Annotated in this window: 18 protein-coding genes; 16 read left to right on the top strand and 2 right to left on the bottom strand. The window is 61.5% G+C overall.

Going from position 1 to position 18,343, the window contains the following annotated elements; all coding sequences use genetic code 11:
* The first annotated feature begins 109 nt into the window (after positions 1–109).
* Positions 110–1,675 (top strand): methyl-accepting chemotaxis protein, encoded by a 1,566-nt coding sequence (locus LOY69_RS09730; RefSeq protein WP_102863792.1) that lies wholly within the window; start codon positions 110–112, stop codon positions 1,673–1,675.
* A 164-nt stretch (positions 1,676–1,839) separates the two neighbouring features.
* On the opposite strand, the gene LOY69_RS09725 is transcribed toward LOY69_RS09730, so the two are convergent.
* Positions 1,840–2,535, bottom strand: a complete 696-nt coding sequence (locus LOY69_RS09725) for an alpha/beta family hydrolase (RefSeq protein ID WP_265074430.1) — start codon at positions 2,533–2,535, stop codon at positions 1,840–1,842.
* A gap of 99 nt (positions 2,536–2,634) precedes the next feature.
* Between LOY69_RS09725 and ccoN (LOY69_RS09720) the strand changes: the two genes are divergently transcribed.
* The 14 genes from ccoN (LOY69_RS09720) (at position 2,635) to hemN (ending at position 16,942) form a co-directional block, all read left to right on the top strand.
* Complete coding sequence (gene ccoN, locus LOY69_RS09720) at positions 2,635–4,059, top strand: cytochrome-c oxidase, cbb3-type subunit I (RefSeq protein WP_110596940.1); 1,425 nt, start codon at positions 2,635–2,637, stop codon at positions 4,057–4,059.
* A 10-nt stretch (positions 4,060–4,069) separates the two neighbouring features.
* Positions 4,070–4,678, top strand: a complete 609-nt coding sequence (gene ccoO, locus LOY69_RS09715) for a cytochrome-c oxidase, cbb3-type subunit II (RefSeq protein ID WP_102863795.1) — start codon at positions 4,070–4,072, stop codon at positions 4,676–4,678.
* A 3-nt stretch (positions 4,679–4,681) separates the two neighbouring features.
* On the top strand, positions 4,682–4,912 hold the full coding sequence (locus LOY69_RS09710; RefSeq protein WP_102879007.1) for a cbb3-type cytochrome oxidase subunit 3: 231 nt from the start codon (positions 4,682–4,684) through the stop codon (positions 4,910–4,912).
* Entirely contained in the window at positions 4,909–5,856 is a 948-nt protein-coding gene (gene ccoP, locus LOY69_RS09705; protein ID WP_110596941.1) for a cytochrome-c oxidase, cbb3-type subunit III, read from the top strand. The genes LOY69_RS09710 and ccoP (LOY69_RS09705) overlap by 4 nt, the downstream gene beginning before the upstream one ends.
* A gap of 496 nt (positions 5,857–6,352) precedes the next feature.
* Positions 6,353–7,795 carry a cytochrome-c oxidase, cbb3-type subunit I gene (ccoN, locus tag LOY69_RS09700; RefSeq protein WP_102863797.1) on the top strand — a complete coding sequence of 481 codons (1,443 nt, stop codon included), beginning with the start codon at positions 6,353–6,355 and terminating at the stop codon, positions 7,793–7,795.
* Positions 7,795–8,403 carry a cytochrome-c oxidase, cbb3-type subunit II gene (gene ccoO / locus LOY69_RS09695; protein WP_102863798.1) on the top strand — a complete coding sequence of 203 codons (609 nt, stop codon included), beginning with the start codon at positions 7,795–7,797 and terminating at the stop codon, positions 8,401–8,403. Before ccoN (LOY69_RS09700) ends, ccoO (LOY69_RS09695) begins: the two co-directional genes overlap by 1 nt.
* Before the next feature lie 5 nt (positions 8,404–8,408).
* Positions 8,409–8,594 carry a CcoQ/FixQ family Cbb3-type cytochrome c oxidase assembly chaperone gene (locus tag LOY69_RS09690; RefSeq protein WP_011060239.1) on the top strand — a complete coding sequence of 62 codons (186 nt, stop codon included), beginning with the start codon at positions 8,409–8,411 and terminating at the stop codon, positions 8,592–8,594.
* On the top strand, positions 8,591–9,568 hold the full coding sequence (ccoP, locus tag LOY69_RS09685; protein WP_102863799.1) for a cytochrome-c oxidase, cbb3-type subunit III: 978 nt from the start codon (positions 8,591–8,593) through the stop codon (positions 9,566–9,568). The genes LOY69_RS09690 and ccoP (LOY69_RS09685) overlap by 4 nt, the downstream gene beginning before the upstream one ends.
* A gap of 393 nt (positions 9,569–9,961) precedes the next feature.
* Positions 9,962–11,377 carry a cytochrome c oxidase accessory protein CcoG gene (gene ccoG / locus LOY69_RS09680; protein ID WP_123392371.1) on the top strand — a complete coding sequence of 472 codons (1,416 nt, stop codon included), beginning with the start codon at positions 9,962–9,964 and terminating at the stop codon, positions 11,375–11,377.
* An 18-nt stretch (positions 11,378–11,395) separates the two neighbouring features.
* Positions 11,396–11,932, top strand: a complete 537-nt coding sequence (locus tag LOY69_RS09675; protein WP_102863801.1) for a FixH family protein — start codon at positions 11,396–11,398, stop codon at positions 11,930–11,932.
* Between the two features lie 100 nt (positions 11,933–12,032).
* Positions 12,033–14,483 carry a heavy metal translocating P-type ATPase gene (locus LOY69_RS09670; protein ID WP_102879005.1) on the top strand — a complete coding sequence of 817 codons (2,451 nt, stop codon included), beginning with the start codon at positions 12,033–12,035 and terminating at the stop codon, positions 14,481–14,483.
* A 21-nt stretch (positions 14,484–14,504) separates the two neighbouring features.
* A complete protein-coding gene (gene ccoS, locus LOY69_RS09665) occupies positions 14,505–14,735 on the top strand; it encodes a cbb3-type cytochrome oxidase assembly protein CcoS (protein WP_102863803.1) in 231 nt (76 codons plus the stop codon).
* The gene (locus LOY69_RS09660; RefSeq protein WP_102863804.1) at positions 14,728–15,411 is read left to right on the top strand and encodes a sulfite exporter TauE/SafE family protein; all 684 of its coding nucleotides are present in this window, start codon (positions 14,728–14,730) and stop codon (positions 15,409–15,411) included. Before ccoS ends, LOY69_RS09660 begins: the two co-directional genes overlap by 8 nt.
* A 148-nt stretch (positions 15,412–15,559) precedes the next feature.
* Positions 15,560–16,942, top strand: a complete 1,383-nt coding sequence (hemN, locus tag LOY69_RS09655; protein WP_102879004.1) for an oxygen-independent coproporphyrinogen III oxidase — start codon at positions 15,560–15,562, stop codon at positions 16,940–16,942.
* Here the strand turns inward: hemN and LOY69_RS09650 are convergent.
* A complete protein-coding gene (locus tag LOY69_RS09650) occupies positions 16,939–17,418 on the bottom strand; it encodes a hypothetical protein (protein WP_102879003.1) in 480 nt (159 codons plus the stop codon). The two genes, hemN and LOY69_RS09650, sit on opposite strands and share 4 nt — an antisense overlap.
* Before the next feature lie 153 nt (positions 17,419–17,571).
* Between LOY69_RS09650 and fnr the strand changes: the two genes are divergently transcribed.
* On the top strand, positions 17,572–18,306 hold the full coding sequence (gene fnr / locus LOY69_RS09645; RefSeq protein WP_102863807.1) for a fumarate/nitrate reduction transcriptional regulator Fnr: 735 nt from the start codon (positions 17,572–17,574) through the stop codon (positions 18,304–18,306).
* Positions 18,307–18,343 lie beyond the last annotated feature (37 nt).

Genomic DNA, 18,343 nt, shown 5'->3' with positions numbered 1-18,343 from the left:
CAAGCGACAGCTTCTGCCTAATGAGACCCAGCGCCGATTATTGAAAAATAATTTCAATAATCGGCTGAAGCGGCCGACAACCCATCAAAGCCTTGCGGATTGAAAAACCATGCGTAATAACCAGCCTGTCACTCAGCGCGAACGTACCTTCCCGGCTCAACAACGGTTGATTTCCACCACCGACGCCAAAGGCGTGATCACCTACTGCAACGATGCCTTTGTCGAGATCAGTGGGTTCTCCCGTGAAGAACTGGTCCGCGCGCCGCACAACCTGGTCCGTCACCCTGATGTCCCAGCGGCAGTGTTCGCGCACATGTGGGGCACCTTGAAACAAGGCTTGCCATGGATGGGCATCGTCAAGAACCGCTGCAAGACCGGCGACCACTACTGGGTCAACGCCTATGTGACTCCGGTGTTCGAAGGCAACCAGGTGGTGGGTTACGAATCGGTACGGGTCAAGCCCACCGCCGAACAAGTGCGCCGCGCCGAAGCGCTTTACCAGCGTATCAACTCCGGCAAGTCGGCCATTCCCAAGCGTGACAAGTGGCTACCGGTGCTGCAGGACTGGCTGCCCTTCATTCTGGTCAGCCAACTGAGCTTCATGATCGGCGCCTGGCTCAACTCCCATTGGGGCTTCGCCCTGGCTGCCGCGCTCTCGGTGCCGCTGGGCCTGCTGGGCCTGAGCTGGCAGCAACGCGGCCTCAAGCGCCTGTTGCGCCTGGCCGAGCAGACCACCTCCGACCCGCTGATCGCCCAGATGTACACCGACAGCCGCGGCGCCCAGGCACGCCTGGAAATGTCGATCCTGAGCCAGGAAGCACGCCTGAAGACCTGCCTGACCCGCCTGCAGGACACGGCCGAGCACCTCAACGAGCAGGCTCGCCAGTCCGACACCCTGGCCCACAACAGCTCCAGCGGCCTGGAGCGTCAGCGGGTCGAGACCGAGCAGGTGGCCACCGCGGTCAACCAGATGGCCGCCACTACCCAGGAAGTGGCCAGCCACGTACAACGCACCGCCGACGCCACCCAGGAAGCCAATCGCCTTACCGGCCGTGGCCGGGACATCGCCGGGGAAACCCGCGAAGCCATCCAGCGCCTGTCAGTGGTGGTGGGCGAAACCGGCCTGACCGTGACCCAACTGGCCAAGGACAGCGACGAGATCGGCGGCGTGGTGGATGTGATCAAGGGCATCGCCGACCAGACCAACCTGCTGGCCTTGAACGCGGCCATCGAAGCGGCACGCGCCGGGGAAATGGGCCGCGGCTTTGCCGTGGTCGCCGATGAAGTGCGCCAGCTGGCGCAACGCACCAGCGAGTCCACCGGGCAGATCCACACCCTGATCGCCAAGCTGCAACAAACCGCCGCCACCGCCGTGCAAACCATGGACGCCGGTCACCGTCAGGCCGAAGAAGGCGTGGCGCGGGTGCTGGAAGCCGACCAGGCGCTGGTGGGCATCAGTGAAGCGGTGGCCAACATCACCGACATGACCACCCAGATCGCTGCCGCCACCGAAGAGCAAAGCTCGGTGGCCGAAGAGATTAGCCGCAACATCAGCACCATCGCGCAACTGGCGGACCAGACTTCGGAGCAGGCCCAGCACTCGGCCGAACTCAGCGAAGCCCTGACCCGCACCGCCCACACCCAGTACTCGCTGGTGGAGCGTTTCAACCGCTAAGCCCCCGGGCCGGCGACAAAAAAACCGCAAGCACCGGCTTGCGGTTTTTTTATGCCTGCGAACTCGCCCAACAGCCGCAGGAGCGAGCTTGCTCGCGACAGATCTACGCCGCGATACCCATTCGAGGGCCGGGTGAGCGCTTCGCGAGCAAGCTTGATACAGGATCAGGCCAGTGTTTGCAGGAACGCAGCGACCTTGGCCGCCGCTGACTCCAGGTGCTGCTCATGGGTGCAACCGGAGGCCTTCAGGGGCTTGAGATCGTGATCAGCGGCCGTCAGCCAATACAGCTCGATACTCGGCGCCAGCGAGTAGGCTTCGACCGCCTGGCGATTGCCCAGGGCGTCACGCTCGCCCTGCACGATCAGGCTCGGCGTCGCCAGTTCGGCCAGGTGCGCCACTCGCGGTTTTTCCGGCTTGCCAACGGCATAGAAGGGATAGCCCAGGCACACCAGGGCATCGGCAGCCAATTCATCGGCCAGCAAACTGGCCATGCGTCCGCCCATGGACTTGCCGCCCACCGCCAGAACCCCAGTGACATAAGGTCGCACCAAGGCATGCACCTCGCGCCAGCACTCCAGGAGTTTGGGTGCCGGGTTGGACGGGCGCTTGCCGCCATCCAGGCGCCGCTGGGCCATGTAGGGAAACTCGAAGCGCAAGACGTTCACCCCATGCCCGGCAAGGCGTACAGCGATGTCGTTCATGAAGCCGCTGTCCATCGGCGCGCCGGCACCATGGGCCAGGATCAGGGTCGGAGCCTGCAACGGGCTGGCAACAGCGGCGACCTCCCATAACCAGCCCCGTTTCCGCACGCACTGCGCCCATTGATCCCCGTCAATACTGGCCTTGTGCTCATTGCTCATGCTTGCCTCGCTTTTAGTCTGCCTATAACTCCAGACGAAGTGAGCGCGCCTTGCCGTGCGCAGTCGCTTTCACTTCAGCTGAACCGTGGATGGGGAACCATGAACACTTCTATCAGTACCGCCTACAACTACAAGGTGGTCCGCCAATTCGCCATTATGACGGTGGTGTGGGGCATCGTCGGCATGGGGCTCGGGGTTTTTCTCGCTGCCCAGTTGGTCTGGCCTGAACTCAACTTCGACCTACCGTGGACCAGCTTCGGCCGTCTACGTCCGTTGCACACCAACGCGGTGATCTTCGCCTTTGGCGGCTGCGCACTGTTTGCCAGCTCGTTCTACTCGGTGCAACGCACCTGTCAGACTCAGTTGTTCGCGCCGAAAATCGCCGCGTTCTGCTTCTGGGGCTGGCAGCTGGTCATCCTCTTGGCAGCTATCAGCCTGCCACTGGGCTACACCAGCTCCAAGGAATACGCCGAACTGGAATGGCCGATCGATATCCTGATCACCATTGTCTGGGTGGCCTACGCCATTGTGTTCTTCGGCACCGTGATGCAGCGCAAGACCAAACACATCTATGTGGGTAACTGGTTCTTCGGCTCCTTCATCATCACCGTGGCCATCCTGCACATCGTCAACAACCTGGAACTGCCGGTCAGCTTCACCAAGTCCTACTCGGTATATGCCGGTGCGACCGATGCGATGGTGCAGTGGTGGTACGGCCACAACGCTGTGGGCTTCTTCCTGACCGCGGGCTTCCTGGGGATGATGTACTACTTCGTACCCAAGCAGGCCGAGCGTCCGGTGTATTCCTATCGCTTGTCCATCGTGCACTTCTGGGCACTGATCACCCTGTACATCTGGGCCGGTCCGCACCACCTGCACTACACCGCACTGCCGGACTGGGCTCAGTCCCTGGGGATGGTGATGTCCCTGGTACTGCTGGCGCCAAGCTGGGGCGGCATGATCAACGGGATGATGACCCTCTCGGGTGCCTGGCATAAGTTGCGTAGCGACCCGATCCTGCGCTTCTTGGTGGTGTCCCTGGCGTTCTACGGCATGTCGACCTTCGAAGGTCCGATGATGGCGATCAAGACCGTCAACGCCCTGTCCCACTACACCGACTGGACCATCGGCCACGTTCACGCCGGCGCTCTGGGCTGGGTAGCGATGATCTCCATCGGCGCGCTGTACCACCTGATCCCGAAAGTCTTCGGTCGCGAGCAGATGTACAGCGTCGGCCTGATCAACACCCACTTCTGGCTGGCCACCATCGGTACCGTGCTCTACATCGCCTCGATGTGGGTCAACGGTATCGCCCAGGGCCTGATGTGGCGTGCAGTCAACGAAGACGGCACCCTCACCTACTCCTTCGTCGAAACCCTGGTGGCCAGCCACCCAGGTTTCATCGTGCGACTGGTCGGTGGTGCGATCTTCCTCAGCGGCATGTTCCTGATGGCTTACAACACCTGGCGCACCGTGCGTGCCGCCGTGCCAGCCGAAGTCAACGCCGCTGCGCAGATGGCCTGAGGAGTCCGCCATGAAACACGAAACGATTGAAAAAAACGTCGGCCTGCTGATGCTGCTGATGGTCTTCGCGGTGAGCATCGGCGGTCTGACCCAGATCGTCCCGCTGTTCTTCCAGGACGTCACCAACAAGCCGGTGGAAGGCATGAAGCCCTACACCGCTCTGCAACTGGAAGGCCGTGACATCTACATCCGCGAAGGCTGCGTACAGTGCCACTCGCAGATGATCCGTCCGTTCCGCGCTGAAACCGAACGTTACGGTCACTACTCGGTGGCTGGTGAAAGCGTCTGGGACCACCCGTTCCTGTGGGGCTCCAAGCGTACCGGTCCGGACCTGGCCCGTGTCGGCGGCCGCTACTCCGATGACTGGCACCGTGCGCACTTGTACAACCCGCGCAACGTTGTGCCCGAGTCGAAGATGCCGGCCTACCCGTGGCTGGTGACAGCAGCGGTGGACAGCAGCCACACCGAAACCAAGCTCAAGGTCATGCGCACCCTCGGCGTGCCCTACACCGACGACGACATCGCCGGGGCCACCGCCTCGCTCAAGGGCAAGACCGAGATGGACGCCCTGGTGTCCTACCTGCAAGTGCTTGGCACTGCGATCAAGAGCAAGAGGTGAGCCATGGGTTTTGAACTCGATAGCGGCATGATCCGCGGGCTCGGGACCCTGGTGGTGATGATCGCCTTCGTCGGTCTATCGATCTGGGTGTTCAACTCAAAACGCAATCCCGAGTTTGCCCAGGCACGCCTGCTGCCCTTCGCCGACGACCCGATGCCGGGTGCGGCACCGGCCGGTAATACAACTGATGACGCTCAACCTCAAGAGCCTGTAACAAGGAGCATTCGGCCATGACCACCTTCTGGAGTACGTGGATCTGCGTACTGACCATCGGCAGCCTGATCGGCCTGACCTGGCTGCTGGTCGGCACCCGCAAGGGTGAAACCAAGGGCAGCGTGGACCAGACCATGGGCCACGCTTTCGATGGCATCGAGGAGTACGACAACCCCCTGCCGCAATGGTGGTTCCTGCTGTTCGCCGGGACCCTGGTGTTTTCCGTGGGCTACCTGATCCTCTACCCGGGCCTGGGCAACTGGAAAGGCATTCTGCCGGGCTATGAAGACGGCTGGACCCAGACCAAGGAATGGGAAAAGGAAATGGCCAAGGCGGATGTGAAATTTGGGCCGATCTTCGCCAAATTCGCAGCCATGCCCGTGGAAGAAGTGGCCAAGGACCCACAAGCACTGAAGATGGGCGGACGCCTGTTCGCGTCCAACTGCTCGGTGTGCCACGGCTCTGACGCCAAGGGTGCCTTCGGCTTCCCCAACCTGGCGGACGACAACTGGCGGTGGGGCGGCAGCGCCGACACCATCAAGGCCACCATCATGGGCGGCCGCATGGCGGCCATGCCGGCCTGGGGTGAAGTGCTCAAGGAAGCAGGCGTGAAGAACGTAGCGGCTTATGTCCGTCACGAACTGGCCGGCCTGCCCCTGCCAGCGGACAGCGACGCCGACCTGGTGGCCGGGCAGCAAGCGTTCAGCACCACCTGCGTGGCCTGTCACGGCGCCGACGGCAAGGGCACTCAGATCATGGGCGCGCCCGACCTGACCCAGCCTGCCGGTTTCATCTACGGCACCAGCCTGGCGCAACTGCAGCAGACCATCCGCCACGGTCGCCAGGGCCACATGCCGGCGCAGAGCGAACTGCTCGGCAACGACAAGGTGCAACTGCTGGCCGCCTACGTGTACAGCCTCTCCAACCACAACAGCAACAAGCCACAAGCTGAAAGCGACCAGTAAAAGATCAACGGCAAGCTGCGAGATTTCACTTGCAGCTTGCCGCTTGAAGCTTTCCCTCCTGCCTCTTTGCGACCAAGTGTCGCACCCCTCTCCCCCACCGCCTTTGCACTGATCCGAATCAGGTCTAAGCTTGCCCCGAAGTGGACTGGCAATGACCGGTCACAGGCCATCGGTATCCTTGACGTTCGAAGCTTTCGCTCGATGACAGGCCGCAAAGGCTGGTTTATACCGGCTGTCGACTGGCTTACCACCTGTCAGCTGATCCGCGGACTTCCACACACCCGGTTACAACTGACCTGACACCCCAAGTTTTTTGTCCACTGCGACATTTTGTCCGAGGGCAATTTTTGTCCCTACTCGGCATAGGGAAAGGCCGCAGAATCAGGCATGGAACGCATTGACCCAGGTCATGGCGCGTTGCAATGACCCCCTGCTTTCTCCATACTTGCGGCCGATTTTTATCCCTAATAAAACACCCAAACCGTGGAACCTTAGAATGAGCACAGCAATCAGTCCGACTGCTTATAACTATAAGGTAGTCCGCCAGTTCGCCATCATGACGGTGGTCTGGGGGATCCTTGGCATGGGGCTCGGTGTCTTCATCGCCTCGCAACTGGTCTGGCCGGAGTTGAACTTCGATCTGCCATGGACGACCTTTGGACGCCTGCGCCCGCTGCACACCAACCTGGTGATCTTCGCCTTCGGTGGATGTGCATTGTTTGCCACCTCTTACTATGTCGTGCAGCGAACCTGCCAGACGCGACTGATTTCCGACAGCCTTGCGGCCTTCACCTTCTGGGGTTGGCAAGCGGTGATCGTCGGCGCGATCGTGACCCTGCCACTGGGTTACACCACCACCAAGGAATACGCCGAACTGGAATGGCCCCTGGCTATCCTGCTGGCGATCGTCTGGGTCACCTATGGCCTGGTGTTCTTTGGCACCATCACCAAGCGCAAGACCAAGCACATCTACGTCGGTAACTGGTTCTACGGTGCCTTCATCGTGGTGACCGCGATGCTGCACATCGTCAACCACGCCTCCCTGCCGGTCAGCTTCTTCAAGTCCTATTCGGCCTATGCCGGTGCGACTGACGCCATGATCCAGTGGTGGTACGGCCACAACGCCGTGGGCTTCTTCCTGACCACCGGCTTCCTGGGGATGATGTACTACTTCGTACCCAAGCAGGCCGAGCGTCCGATCTACTCCTATCGCCTGTCCATCGTGCACTTCTGGGCGCTGATCACCCTGTACATCTGGGCCGGTCCGCACCACCTGCACTACACCGCACTGCCGGATTGGGCCCAGTCCCTGGGCATGGCCATGTCGATCATCCTGCTGGCACCCAGCTGGGGCGGCATGATCAACGGCATGATGACCCTGTCGGGTGCCTGGCATAAGCTGCGCACCGACCCGATCCTGCGCTTCTTGGTGGTGTCCCTGGCGTTCTACGGCATGTCGACCTTCGAAGGTCCGATGATGGCGATCAAGACCGTCAACTCGCTCTCGCACTACACCGACTGGACCATCGGCCACGTACACGCCGGCGCTCTGGGCTGGGTAGCAATGATCTCCATCGGCGCCCTGTACCACCTGATCCCGAAAGTCTTCGGTCGTCAGCAGATGCACAGCACCGGCCTGATCAACACCCACTTCTGGCTGGCCACCATCGGTACCGTGCTCTACATCGCCTCGATGTGGGTCAACGGCATTACCCAGGGCCTGATGTGGCGTGCAATCAACGATGACGGCACCCTCACCTACTCCTTCGTCGAAGCGCTGCAAGCCAGTCACCCGGGCTTTATCGTCCGCGCTCTGGGCGGTGCGTTCTTCGCCGCCGGCATGCTGATCATGGCGTACAACGTGTTCCGCACCGTTCGCGCCTCGAACCCGGCTGAAGCTGAAGCCGCCGCTCAGATCGCTGTAGTTGGAGCTCACTGATGAAGCACGAAGTAGTCGAGAAGAACATTGGCCTGCTGGCCTTCTTCATGGTCATCGCCGTCAGCATCGGCGGCCTGACCCAGATCGTCCCGCTGTTCTTCCAGGACGTTACCAACAAGCCGGTGGAGGGCATGAAGCCGCGCACAGCGTTGGAACTGGAAGGCCGCGACGTGTACATCGCCAACGGCTGTGTCGGCTGCCACTCGCAGATGATCCGTCCGTTCCGCGCTGAAACCGAACGCTATGGCCACTACTCGGTGGCCGGTGAAAGCGTCTGGGACCACCCATTCCTGTGGGGTTCCAAGCGTACCGGCCCGGACCTGGCCCGTGTCGGCGGCCGCTACTCCGATGACTGGCAGCGTGCGCACTTGTACAACCCGCGCAACGTGGTCCCCGAGTCGAAGATGCCGGCTTATCCGTTCCTCGTAGAAAACAAGCTCGACGGCAAAGACACCGCGAAGAAAATGGAAGTCTTGCGCACACTCGGCGTCCCTTACACCGACGAAGACATCGCCGGCGCCCAGGATGCTGTGAAGGGCAAAACCGAAATGGACGCGCTGGTGGCCTATCTGCAAGGCCTGGGCACCATCATCAAAAGCAAACGGTGATCTAGATGGATATCGGGATGATTCGTGGCCTGGGCACCCTTGTTGTGATGGTGGCCTTCATCGGCTTGGCGCTCTGGGTGTTCAGCCCCAAGCGCAAGTCCGAGTTTGAAGACGCGACCTTGCTGCCGTTCGCGGATGATCCCGACGCCATCAAGCACGTCGAGCAAGCTTCTAGGAGTAACAAAGAATGACTACGTTCTGGAGTCTGTACGTCACAGTCCTCAGTCTGGGTACCATCTTCGCCCTGACCTGGCTGCTGCTGTCGACCCGCAAGGGCCAGCGCACTGAGCAGACCGACGAGACGGTCGGCCACTCCTTCGACGGGATCGAGGAGTACGACAACCCGCTGCCACAGTGGTGGTTCATGCTGTTTGTCGGCACCATCGTCTTCGCCCTGGGTTACCTGGTGCTGTACCCGGGCCTGGGCAACTGGAAAGGCGTCCTGCCGGGCTACAACTACCTCGATAACGAGAAGCAGACCCCGTTTGCCAACGGCCAGCCCGGCTGGACCGGTGTGCATGAGTGGGAAAAGGAAATGGCCAAGTCGGATGCCAAGTTCGGTCCGATCTTCGCCAAGTACGCCGCCATGCCTATCGAAGAAGTGGCCAAGGACCCGCAAGCCCTGAAAATGGGCGGTCGCTTGTTCGCGTCCAACTGCTCGGTCTGCCACGGCTCCGACGCCAAGGGCGCCTATGGCTTCCCTAACCTGACTGACGCCGACTGGCGTTGGGGCGGCGAGCCGGAAACCATCAAGGCCTCCATCATGGGCGGTCGCCACGCGGTGATGCCAGCCTGGGTGGACGTGATCAAGGAACAGGGCGTCAGTGACGTTGCCGCTTATGTCCTGACCAACCTCGACGGCCGCAAGTTGCCGGAAGGCATCAAGGCCGACCCGGTCAATGGTCAGAAGCTGTTCGCCGCCAACTGCGCGGTCTGCCACGGTCCGGAAGGCAAAGGCACACCAGCCATGGGCGCCCCGAACCTGACTCACCCGGCAGCCTTCATCTACGGCTCGAGCTTCGCCCAACTGCAGCAGACCATTCGTCATGGCCGTCAGGGCGTGATGCCTGCTCAGGAACAACTGCAAGGCAATGACAAGGTTCACCTGCTGGCGGCCTATGTCTACAGCCTGTCCCACGGTAACAAGCAGGCCGACGCCGAGTAAGACCGACGCCTGAAAGCAACACTCAACGGCCCCGCCAATGAAAATTGACGGGGCCGTTTTGTTTGCGCCTTGCATCAGCTGGTGCTCGACGGTGGATCACCCTTCCCGGCAACCCAGTAGCAACATTTCTAGAACAAGGAGGACTTTGAGGCCTGCGGAGTCCGCCTGATCACTCCTTGGAAGAATTGAACGGCGCCGCCTGCAAATAGGTCCATAATTCATAAGTCAATTGATTCAAGTCATTACACCATCAGTTGATTTCCCCCAACGCGACCAAAGGTCGCACCCTTGCGCTAGAGCTACAGGCGTATCATTGCGCCACTGCAACACCCCTTTTGACCCCGGCCGGCATGTACTGGCCGAGGCATTTTTCCACTGCCGTGGGATGCAATGATGAGCAACCAGATTCCCGTACAAGACGTTACCCCGCCTGCCAAAAACGCGACCAACAGCGTCGACCTCTACGCCTCCAGGGAAAAAATCTACACCCGCGCCTTCACTGGCCTGTTCCGCAATCTGCGCATGCTGGGCGGCGCCGGATTATTCCTGCTGTACTTCGGCACCGTGTGGCTCAACTGGGGTGGTCACCAGGCTGTCTGGTGGAACCTGCCGGAACGTAAATTCTTTATCTTTGGCGCCACGTTCTGGCCCCAGGACTTCATCCTGCTCTCGGGCCTGTTGATCATTGCCGCTTTCGGCCTGTTCTTCATCACCGTCTATGCCGGACGCGTCTGGTGCGGCTACACCTGCCCGCAGAGCGTCTGGACCTGGATTTTCATGTGGTGCGAGAAAGTCACCGAAGGCGACCGCAATCAGCGCATCAAGCTGGACAAGGCGCCCATGAGCGCCAACAAGTTCCTGCGCAAACTCAGCAAGCACAGCCTCTGGCTGTTGATTGGCTTCGTCACCGGCATGACCTTCGTCGGCTACTTCTCGCCCATCCGCGAACTGGTCATCGAGTTCTTCACGGGCCAGGCCGATGGCTGGTCGTACTTCTGGGTCGGTTTCTTCACCCTGGCCACCTACGGCAACGCCGGTTGGCTGCGCGAGCAAGTGTGCATCTACATGTGCCCCTATGCGCGCTTCCAGAGCGTGATGTTCGACAAGGACACCCTGATCGTGTCCTACGATCCGCGCCGTGGCGAAAGCCGTGGCCCACGCAAGAAAGGCGCCGACTACAAGGCCCAGGGTCTGGGCGACTGCATCGATTGCACCATGTGCGTCCAGGTCTGCCCCACCGGCATCGATATCCGTGATGGCCTGCAGATCGAATGCATTGGCTGCGCCGCCTGTATCGACGCCTGCGACAGCATCATGGACAAGATGGAGTACCCACGCGGACTCATCAGCTACACCACCGAACACAACCTATCCGGACAGAAAACCCATAAACTGCGTCCGCGCCTGGTCGGTTACGCCCTGGTGTTGCTGGCCATGATCAGCCTGCTGGTCACCGCGTTCTTCATGCGTTCGCTGGTGGGCTTCGATGTCAGCAAGGACCGGGTGCTGTACCGCGAAAACTCAGAAGGCCGGATCGAAAACGTTTATAGCCTGAAGATCATGAACAAAGACCAGCGCGACCACACCTACGTGCTCGATGCCGCTGGCCTGCCGGACCTGAAACTGCAAGGCAAGCGTGAGATCCACGTGGAGGCCGGCGATATCGTCAGCATGCCAGTGGAACTGTCCATCGCTCCAGAGCAACTGCCATCGACCACCAACGAGGTGAAGTTCATCCTCAAGGATGCCGACGATGACAGCGTCCACGTTGAAGCCAAGAGCCGGTTCATCGGCCCACAAATTCGTTAAGAGCCAAGAGAAGTGATCATGCCCGCAGCTACCACCACCAGCCCCTGGTACAAACACCTCTGGCCCTGGATCATCATTGGCATCCTCGCCTGCTCGGTGACCCTGACCCTGTCCATGGTGACCATTGCCGTGAACAACCCGGACAACCTGGTCAACGACAACTACTACGAGGCCGGCAAGGGCATCAACCGCTCCCTGGACCGTGAACTGCTGGCCCAGACCCTGAAGATGCGCGCCAACGTGCACCTCGACGAACTGACCGGCGAAGTGGAACTGCGCCTGAGCGGTAACAGCCAGCCCAAGACCCTGGAGCTGAACCTGATCTCGCCGACCCAGCCCGAGAAAGACCGCAAGATCGCCCTCACCCGCAGCGAAACCGAACAAGGTCGCTACATTGGCCAGCTGAGCGATCAGGTCGAAGGCCGGCGCTTCGTCGAGCTACTGGGAGTCGAAGGCGACAAGACCTGGCGCATGTTCGAAGAGGAACAAGTCAGCCACGACAAGGACCTGCTGCTGGGCGATGAGCCGCTGCAAGGGGCGGAAGACCTGAACTGAACAACACCTGTCGTCCATCGCCGGCCCGCCGCCCTCCCCGTCACCCGGGTTGCAGGCGACTGGCCGGCGATGAGTTTTTTCCCGACCACAAAGACCGCCGATGACCACGCCACTGCCCTGCTACCACTGCGCCCTGCCGGTTCCCACTGGCAGCCGGTTCACCGCCGTCGTGCTCGGCGAGCCTCGGGAGTTCTGCTGCCCGGGCTGCCAGGCGGTGGCCGAAGCCATTGTTGCTGGCGGCCTGGAGCATTACTACAGCCACCGCAGTGAAGCCTCGGCCAACCCCGAAGCCTTGCCTGTGCAGTTGCTGGACGAATTGGCACTGTACGATCGTGCCGACGTGCAACAGCCCTTTGTCCGCCACGAAGGCGAGCTGGCGGAAACCACACTGCTCATGGAAGGCATCAGTTGCGCCGCCTGTGGCTGGCTGATCGAAAAACACCTGCGCAGCCTGCCAGCAGTGGTCGAGGCCCGCCTCAACCTTTCCAACCACCGCCTGCATGTGCGCTGGGCCGATAGCCAACTGCCACTGAGCCAGGTTCTCAGCGAACTGCGGCACATCGGCTACGCCGCCCACCCCTACCAGCCGGACCGCGCCTCCGAGCAACTGGCCAGCGAAAACCGCCTGGCCCTGCGCCAGCTGGGGGTCGCCGGACTGCTGTGGTTCCAGGCCATGATGGCGACCATGGCCACCTGGCCGGAATTCAATATCGACCTGAGCCCGGAGTTGCACACCATCCTGCGCTGGGTCGCACTGTTCCTCACCACTCCCATCGTGTTCTACAGCTGCGCACCTTTCTTCAAGGGCGCCATGCGCGACTTGCGCACCCGTCACCTGACCATGGATGTCTCGGTGTCCCTGGCCATTGGCGGGGCCTACCTGGCGGGAATCTGGACCGCCATCAGCGGTGTCGGCGAACTGTACTTCGACGCTGTGGGCATGTTCGCGCTGTTCCTTCTCGCCGGCCGCTACCTGGAACGTCGGGCCCGGGAACGCACCGCGGCGGCCACAGCGCAGTTGGTCAACCTGTTGCCTGCCTCCTGCCTGCGCCTGGGCCAGGACGGCCAGAGTGAACGCATCCTGCTCACCGAACTGCGCCTGGGCGACCGGGTACTGGTGCATCCCGGCGCGGTGCTGCCGGCCGATGGCAAGATCCTCGACGGCCAGTCGAGCATCGACGAATCCCTGCTCACCGGCGAGTACCTCCCGCAACCACGCAGCCTGGGAGATAGCGTCACTGCCGGCACCCTGAACGTCGAAGGCGCGCTGACGGTGGAGGTTCAGGCCCTGGGCCAGGACACCCGGCTGTCCGCCATCGTCCGCCTGCTGGATCGGGCTCAGGCAGAGAAACCGCGGCTCGCGGAGGTCGCCGACCGCGCGGCCCAGTGGTTCCTGCTGTTTTCATTGATCGCTGCAGCGGCCATCGGCCTGCTGTGGTGGCAACTGGATGCCTCGCGCGCCTTCTGGATCGTCCTGGCCATGCTGGTTGCCACCTGCCCTTGCGCGCTGTCCCTGGCCACCCCAACGGCCCTGACCGCCGCCACCGGCACTCTGCACAAGCTCGGTCTGCTGTTGACCCGCGGTCATGTGCTCGAAGGCCTGAACCAGATCGACACGGTGATTTTCGACAAGACCGGCACCCTCACCGAAGGACGCCTGGCACTGCGCGCCATTCGCCCCTTGGGGCCGCTGTCCAGCGATGACTGCCTGAGCCTAGCGGCCGCCCTGGAGAACCGCTCCGAGCACCCTATTGCCCGGGCTTTTGGCCGTGCTCCAGTGGCGGCCGAAGAGGTCACCAGCAGCCCGGGGCTGGGCCTGGAAGGCCTGGTGGGCACACAGCGCTTGCGCATCGGCCAGCCGGCATTCGTCTGCGAACTCAGCGGTTGCCCGGTGCCCGCGATGCCCGATGAAGCCGGCCAGTGGCTGTTGTTGGGTGACAGCCAGGGCGCCCTCGCCTGGCTGGTGCTCGATGACCGGCTGCGCAGCGACGCCCCAGCCCTCCTGGCCGCCTGCAAGGCTCGCGGCTGGCATACCCTGCTACTGTCCGGGGACAGCTCACCGATGGTGGCCAGCGTCGCAGCCGAACTGCAGATCGACGAGGCCCGTGGTGGCCTGCGCCCGGATGACAAGCTGCAGGTACTGCAACAGCTGCATCAACAGGGCCGCAAAGTGCTGATGCTCGGCGACGGGGTCAACGATGTGCCGGTGCTGGCCGCCGCCGACATCAGCGTGGCCATGGGTTCGGCCACCGACCTGGCCAAGACCAGCGCCGATGCAGTGCTCCTGTCCAACCGCCTGGACGCACTGGTGCAGGCCTTCAGCCTGGCCCGCCGGACCCGCCGGGTAATCATCGAGAACCTGCTTTGGGCCGGGCTGTACAATGGCCTGATGCTGCCGTTCGCTGCCCTGGGCTGGATCACTCCGGTCTGGGCTGCAATCGGCATGTCCATCAGTTCCCTGACCGTGGTGCTCAATGCCCTGCGCCTGACCCGCATGCCGCGGTCAGCCGACAGCGCCGGCGCCCCCGAAACCCGCCTGTTGCCGGCCTGAGCCGCCGGGCCTGGAGTCCAGATGCCAGCTCTATATGTGATGATTCCGGCCGCCCTGCTGATCGTGGCCATCGCCATCTATATCTTCTTCTGGGCCGTCGACAGCGGTCAGTACGACGACCTCGACGGCCCGGCCCACAGCATCCTGTTCGACGATCAAGACCCTAGCCACACCGCAGCGGTGGACGAAGCCAAGGGCCAGCCAGGCAACGACGCCGAGCCGGTCAAGAAAGCGGAACCACCTCATGCTTGAGCTGGCTCCCCTATTGGTTTCGGCGGTGATCCTTGGCTTGCTGGGTGGAGGGCATTGCCTGGGCATGTGTGGCGGCCTGATGGGCGCTCTGACCCTGGCCATTCCCCAGGAGCAACGCAGCCGGCGTTTCCGCCTGCTACTGGCCTATAACCTGGGGCGCATCCTCAGTTATGCCCTGGCCGGCCTGCTGCTGGGCCTGGCTGGCTGGGCCGTGGCCAGCAGCCCGGTGGCGCTGTTCATGCGGGTACTGGCTGGCTTGCTGTTGATCGCCATGGGCCTGTACCTGGCCGGCTGGTGGAGCGGCCTGACCCGCATCGAAGGCCTTGGACGGGGCCTGTGGCGGCATATCCAGCCTGTCGCCAACCGCCTGCTGCCAGTTTCCAGCCTGCCTCGTGCACTGCTCCTGGGTGCGCTCTGGGGCTGGCTGCCTTGCGGCTTGGTGTACAGCACCCTGCTGTGGTCGGCGAGCCAGGGCAACGCTCTGGACAGCGCTCTGCTGATGCTGGCATTCGGCCTCGGCACCTGGCCTGTGCTATTGGCCACGGGCCTCGCGGCAGAACGGGTTACCGCCCTGCTGCGCCGTCGCAGCGTGCGCATGGCCGGAGGGCTGCTGGTCATGCTGTTCGGCATCTGGACCCTGCCTGGTCCTCACCAACACTGGCTGATGGGCCACTGATCCCAGGAAAGTGCCCGGCTACAGGGCTTGCACGCCCCGTCGGCGCTACCTCAGCGGCTCCCGAACACCCTTGATACAAATCAAGATGGCCGCAGCCCTAACCCCCTAGACTCGCGAACACTGCCAGCCTATCCGGGGGAATTCCCGCATGCTCGACGCCATTCGTTGGGACACAGATCTGATCCGCCGCTATGACCTGGCGGGACCACGCTACACCTCATACCCGACCGCGGTGCAATTCAACAGCCAGGTCGGCGCCTTCGATCTGCTGCACGCCCTGCGCGACAGCCGCAAGGCCCAGCGTCCGTTGTCGCTGTACGTGCACATCCCGTTCTGCGCCAACATCTGCTACTACTGCGCCTGCAACAAGGTCATCACCAAGGATCGCAGCCGCGCCCTGCCCTACCTGCAACGCCTGGAACAGGAGATGCAACTGATCGCCTGCCACCTGGCGCCCAACCAGCGGGTCGAGCAGTTGCACTTCGGCGGCGGAACCCCGACCTTTCTCAATCATGATGAGCTGCGCCAACTGATGGCGCTGCTGCGCAAGCACTTCAACCTGCTGGACGATGACTCCGGGGACTACGGTATCGAGATCGACCCCCGGGAAGCCGACTGGTCCACCATGGGCCTGCTCCGGGAGCTGGGCTTCAATCGGGTCAGCATTGGCCTGCAGGATCTGGACCCGGCGGTACAACGGGCGGTCAATCGCCTGCAGAGCCTGGAGGAAACACGGGCCGTGATCGAAGCGGCCCGCACCCTGCAATTTCGCTCCATCAACATCGACCTGATCTACGGCCTGCCCAAGCAGACACCAGAGCACTTCGCCCGCACCGTGGAAGAAGTGATCAGCCTGCAACCGGATCGCCTCTCAGTCTTCAACTATGCCCATCTGCCCGAGCGCTTCATGCCGCAACGGCGGATCAATGGCAATGAGCTGCCGGCTCCGGCAGAGAAACTGGAAATGCTGCAACGCACCATCGAGCAATTGACCGCAGCTGGTTATCGCTACATCGGCATGGACCATTTCGCCTTGCCCGATGACGAGCTGGCAATCGCCCAGGAGGAGTCGACCCTGCAACGCAACTTCCAGGGTTACACCACACATGGTCATTGCGACTTGATTGGGCTGGGAGTATCGGCCATCAGTCAGATCGGGGATCTCTACTGCCAGAACAGCAGTGACTTGACCCAGTATCAAAATGCTTTGGCGGGTGCACAACTGGCCACTAGTCGTGGCTTGGTATGCAACACCGACGACCGTCTGCGCCGTGAAGTTATTCAACAACTGATCTGCAACTTTAGTCTTAAGTTCGAAGATATAGAAAAGGCATTCAATATCGACTTTCGTGGCTACTTCAACGAACTATGGCCGGATCTGCAGGAGATGGCCGACGATGGCCTGATTCAACTCAGCGCCGAGGCGATTACCGTACTTCCAGCAGGACGCCTGTTGGTGCGCTCGGTGTGCATGATCTTCGATGCATACCTGGGCCAACAGAATCGCCAGCGTTTTTCCCGGGTGATCTAGGACTTCATGATCAGGGAAGCGGCCTTCATCACCTGCTCGGGGCTCAGACCTGCCTCTTTCATCGCCTTGGCCAGGGAGGCATTGGCAGTCAGCAAACCGCTATTCAGGCTCGCCAGGGCAGACTGCAAGCTGCCAACCTTCGCCTTGGCCTCTTCAGGGCTCAGGTGTTTGTCGGCCATGACTGCCTGAAGCCGGGCAAGCTTTTCGGCAATCTGTTGTTGCAATTTTCTGATCATTTTGAGGAGCTGTTGAATATTTTCGGGCAGTCCGCTTTCCTCGATGTCACGGTCATCGCCCGCAGCACTGGAGGATTTCTGCAATCCAACACCCGACAGCGACACTTTGACGCCCTCTCCGATCACCGATTCAGCAACTAATGGAGAGTTCCTTAGTTCATCGTCATCACGGCCTTTCGAGGTCTCGGAAAGTAGCTGCAAGTTGTTGCTGCCATTAGTAATACCGCCAACAGAGGACATAGTTGCAGCTCTCCAAGTTAACTTTGTTAACTGGTTATCGACTCATAAAAGGAATGCTTTACGACTAACAATCAATACGGCACGGACTGGCCGGAACCTCCTCCCGTGAGTTACCCTTACGGCTTATGTGTGTTTTCCCACAAGGATTCTAGAATGTCCGAGCCAGTTAAACTGCGCGCTCATAACCAGGCCCATTGCAAGGATTGCAGCCTGGCCCCTCTGTGCCTGCCACTTTCCTTGAATTTGGAAGACATGGACGCGCTGGACGAAATCGTCAAACGTGGCCGCCCATTGAAAAAAGGCGAATTCCTGTTCCGTCAGGGTGACGGCTTCGACTCGGTGTATGCCGTGCGTTCAGGTGCCCTGAAAACCTTCAGCCTCAGTGACGGTGGCGAAGAACAGATCACCGGCTTCCACCTCCCCAGCGAGCTGGTGGGGCTGTCCGGCATGGATACCGAAAGCCATCCGGTTTCGGCACAAGCCCTGGAAACCACCTCGGTGTGCGAGATTCCCTTCGAACGCCTTGACGAACTGGCTCTGCAACTGCCGCAACTGCGCCGCCAGTTAATGCGAGTCATGAGCCGTGAAATCCGTGACGATCAGCAGATGATGCTGCTGCTGTCGAAAAAGACCGCAGACGAGCGCATCGCTACCTTCCTGGTCAACCTCTCCGCACGTTTCCGCGCACGGGGCTTCTCGGCCAACCAGTTCCGCTTGAGCATGTCGCGCAACGAAATTGGCAACTACCTGGGCCTGGCGGTGGAAACCGTATCCCGGGTGTTCACCCGTTTCCAGCAGAACGAACTGATTGCCGCCGAAGGCAAGGAAGTGCACATCCTCGATCCGATCCAGCTCTGCGCCCTGGCCGGCGGCTCGGTAGACGGCTGAACCGCAGCACTTGCGACTGAGCCAAGCCGCTCGGTCG

The organism is Pseudomonas sp. B21-059 (assembly GCF_026016285.1).
GTDB lineage: Bacteria > Pseudomonadota > Gammaproteobacteria > Pseudomonadales > Pseudomonadaceae > Aquipseudomonas > Aquipseudomonas danubii.
Note: the sequence above shows the minus strand (reverse complement) of the source record. Positions and strands in the feature narration are given on the sequence as shown.